Origin of the sequence: Paraburkholderia sp., from assembly GCF_035656215.1 — a bacterium.
Lineage (GTDB): Bacteria > Pseudomonadota > Gammaproteobacteria > Burkholderiales > Burkholderiaceae > Paraburkholderia.
Window position 1 is genome coordinate 1 of the sequence record NZ_DASRSY010000288.1, and the last position, 2,882, is coordinate 2,882.

Genomic DNA, 2,882 nt, shown 5'->3' on the forward strand with positions numbered 1-2,882 from the left:
CCCTAACGCCTGCGCCAGATGGTTCAGATACGCGTCAAATTCGTCGACATCTTCTCTCATCGCGATCGCCCGAAGTCTGTATTATTCAATAGTACCAGGTATCGCTTTGATGCAAATATTTTATTGACACAGTAAGACTAGTGCTAGTAATAGCCAACGCTGACTTTTGATATACCGTTCTGGACATCAATGGTCGAACGCAGTCGGTACGTCTTGGCACAGAAAGCCGGCAGCACCACGTTGTCCGCAATCAGCAGGTGACAATCACCCGTGATGATCAACAAGAACACGAAACGCCGATTCTCTGGCAGGCGAAGGGCATTGCCGAAGCACGCTTCACGTCTCGCCCCGAGTGGAGCACCGCCGGCGAATCCATGTGGACGCGCTTGTCGAAATTTTCGGCTCTTTTGAAAACGGAGTGGGTAATGGGGCTCATCGGGCATGCTCATTAAAGCGTGCGAAGTTGAGTTTTCCCGCGATGAGGAACAGGACCGTATGCATGGTTTCGAAGCGAGCGTATCCGCGTGCTTTGCGTTTGGCGGCTTGAAACAGGCCGTTGATAGCCTCGATGAAGCCGTTGGTTTGGCGCGTCTGAGTCCTGGCAACAATGCCGTCGAAGTGTCGGCGAATCAATCGCGCGACGTCCTTCATCGGTTCGACCTTCGGGCGCATGACGTCTCCTGCACCCGGCTCTCACGCGCCCTGCTGAACTTGCCGCGTGGCACTCAACTCAGAAGTATCGGCAAAATCGCCTCAAAAAGTCGTCATTGAAGGCGTCAGCCGTCCAGCTAAATGGGACGACTTTACGTCAATTATTCGACAACGCGTTGATAAGAAACGGTTTTTCAATATCGCGCGCTCCCGAATTTGCCTATGGGACGACTTTAAGTCAATTTCCCGGTCAACTTTGTGTCGTTTGACAGCTGGATCGCCCGCGTGATGGTGTCGTGGGGGATCGTCTCGTTCGCGTCGGCGTTCGTGGTCGGGCCGAACAGCTTCTACGCGCTGCGCTTTATTCTGGGTATCGCCGAAGCGGGTTTCTTCCCCGGCATCATCCTGTATCTGAGCCTGTGGTTCCCGTCGCGGCAACGCGCGGTGGCGGCGGCATGGTTCATGGCGGCCGCGCCGATCTCCATCGCCATCGGTTCGCCGCTCTCCGGCGCGATCATGAAGCTGCCTCCGATAGCCGGACTTGCCGACTGGCAAATGCTCTACATCCTCGAAGCGGTGCCGGCAATCATTCTCGGCTTCTTCGTGCTGAAGTTTCTGACAGACACGCCGGCGAAAGCGCAATGGCTTCAACCGGAAGAACGCGAATGGCTGATCGCGAAGATGAAGATGGAAGCAGAGGCGAAGCAGTCGCATTCGGGCCACACGGCCGGCGCGCTGAGCGCCCTGCGCGATCCGCGTGTGCTCGCGCTCGCACTCATCTACTTCGGCACGTCGGCGGGACTGTACACACTCGGCTTATGGGCGCCGTTGATCATTCGCGAGCATGGCTTCGGGTCGTTCGAAACCGGTCTGCTGGCCGGCGTGCCGAGCGTCCTCGCGGTCGTGGCCATGATCCTGTGGGCGAAACACTCGGACCGTACCGAGGAACGCACGTGGCACGTCGTCATTCCCTGCGTGGTGGCTTGCCTCGGCTTCGTTTTCGCCGGGGGCGCGACAACCGCGTTGATGATCATCCTGGCGCTCGTGATCGTGAACATCGGCATCAGCGCGGCCAAGGCGCCGTTGTGGGCGATGCCCAGCATGTTCCTGTCAGGCGCCGGCGCGGCCGCGGGCATCGCGATGATCAACTCGGTCGGCAATCTGGGCGGCTTTGTGGGTCCGTTCGCGATCGGTTGGCTCAAGAACGTGACGGGCGGCTATTCAGCGGGCTTGTATGTAGTCGGTGCGACGTTGGCCGTGTCCGCCGTCGTCACGCTGATGCTGAGCCGGCAATCGAAACAGACGCCGGTCGCCGTCGGGGAGCGTCACGGGCACTGAGTTCATCCATCAAGCCGGCGTCTCCCCAACCGCTTGCCGCAGTATCTCTGCCGCAATATCCGCGACCCGGGCCACATGAGCGGTGGCCGCATCGCGCGCTCGCTGCGCGTCGCGCGCGCGGATCGCGTCGAGAATGCGGTTCATCTCCTGCACGGCCTGGCGGCCGCGGTCGTCGGAAGCGATTGTCATTGCGCGCAGACGGTTGATCCGCGCATTGAGCGTCTGCACGATTTCCCACGACACTCTCCTGCCCCCGCCATGGAACATGGCCTCGTAAAACATGGTCGTCAGCTCCCGCACCGTCTGATGCGCGTGCGCTTCGAACGCCTGCTGGATCCGAGTGATGCACTCGGCCAGCAGCGCGATCACCGTTTCATCCGCGCGCTGCGCGCAAGCCATCGCCGCATCGCCTTCAAGCAGCGCGCGAATGTCGTAGATTTCGGCGGCCGTCCCGGCATCCAGCCTCGCGACGATCGGCCCCTGGTTCGGGATCGAATCGACCAGTCCTTCCGTCTCCAGATGCCGTAAAACCTCGCGCACTACCGTGCGGCTCACGCCCAGTTCCTCACACAGCGAACGCTCGACCAGCCGTTCGCCCGGACGAAAATGCGCCTCCAGAATCGCCGTACGCATTTTCTCGAGCGCGAGTTCGCGCAACGTCGTGGTGCGGCGTTCGACTTTCAGCGAAGGCAGAGCGTCACTCATGGTGTGCATGACCGTGCTCACGCCTGCGCGAACAGCCGCACATCGCGCGTGTCCCAATCGACGAGCGCCTGCGTGCCGATCGACAACCCGCTGTCATGGCGATGCCCCGCCGGCATGCGAATCGAAATCTCCTGCTGCCAGGGCGTCGCGACGGCGTAATGCATCGCGTCGCCGAGATACGTGATGTC

General features: G+C 60.6%; 4 protein-coding genes and 1 pseudogene. 2 read left to right on the top strand and 3 right to left on the bottom strand.

Annotation, left to right across the window (positions count from 1 at the left end; translation table 11 throughout):
* Window positions 1-257: 257 nt before the first annotated feature.
* Complete coding sequence (locus tag VFE81_RS16205; protein ID WP_325045570.1) at window positions 258-452, top strand: hypothetical protein; 195 nt, start codon at window positions 258-260, stop codon at window positions 450-452.
* Here the strand turns inward: VFE81_RS16205 and VFE81_RS16210 are convergent.
* Window positions 433-678, bottom strand: a pseudogene (locus tag VFE81_RS16210) (transposase); the annotation flags it as partial. The gene VFE81_RS16205 and the pseudogene VFE81_RS16210 overlap by 20 nt on opposite strands.
* A gap of 261 nt (window positions 679-939) precedes the next feature.
* Here VFE81_RS16210 and VFE81_RS16215 point away from each other — a divergent pair.
* The gene (locus VFE81_RS16215; RefSeq protein ID WP_325045572.1) at window positions 940-1,989 is read left to right on the top strand and encodes an MFS transporter; all 1,050 of its coding nucleotides are present in this window, start codon (window positions 940-942) and stop codon (window positions 1,987-1,989) included.
* A 9-nt stretch (window positions 1,990-1,998) separates the two neighbouring features.
* Here VFE81_RS16215 and VFE81_RS16220 read toward each other — a convergent pair whose 3' ends face one another.
* Window positions 1,999-2,694, bottom strand: a complete 696-nt coding sequence (locus VFE81_RS16220) for a GntR family transcriptional regulator (protein ID WP_325045571.1) — start codon at window positions 2,692-2,694, stop codon at window positions 1,999-2,001.
* Window positions 2,695-2,711: 17 nt separating this feature from the next.
* Window positions 2,712-2,882 (bottom strand): TOBE domain-containing protein (locus tag VFE81_RS16225; protein ID WP_325045573.1); only part of this gene is annotated, 171 nt, incomplete at its 5' end.

Coding starts and splice junctions, on each gene's coding strand:
- VFE81_RS16215 (WP_325045572.1), top strand. CDS start 940: ATGGTGTCGTGGGGGATCGTCTCGTTCGCGTCGGCGTTCGTGGTCGGG.
- VFE81_RS16220 (WP_325045571.1), bottom strand. CDS start 2,694: ATGAGTGACGCTCTGCCTTCGCTGAAAGTCGAACGCCGCACCACGACG.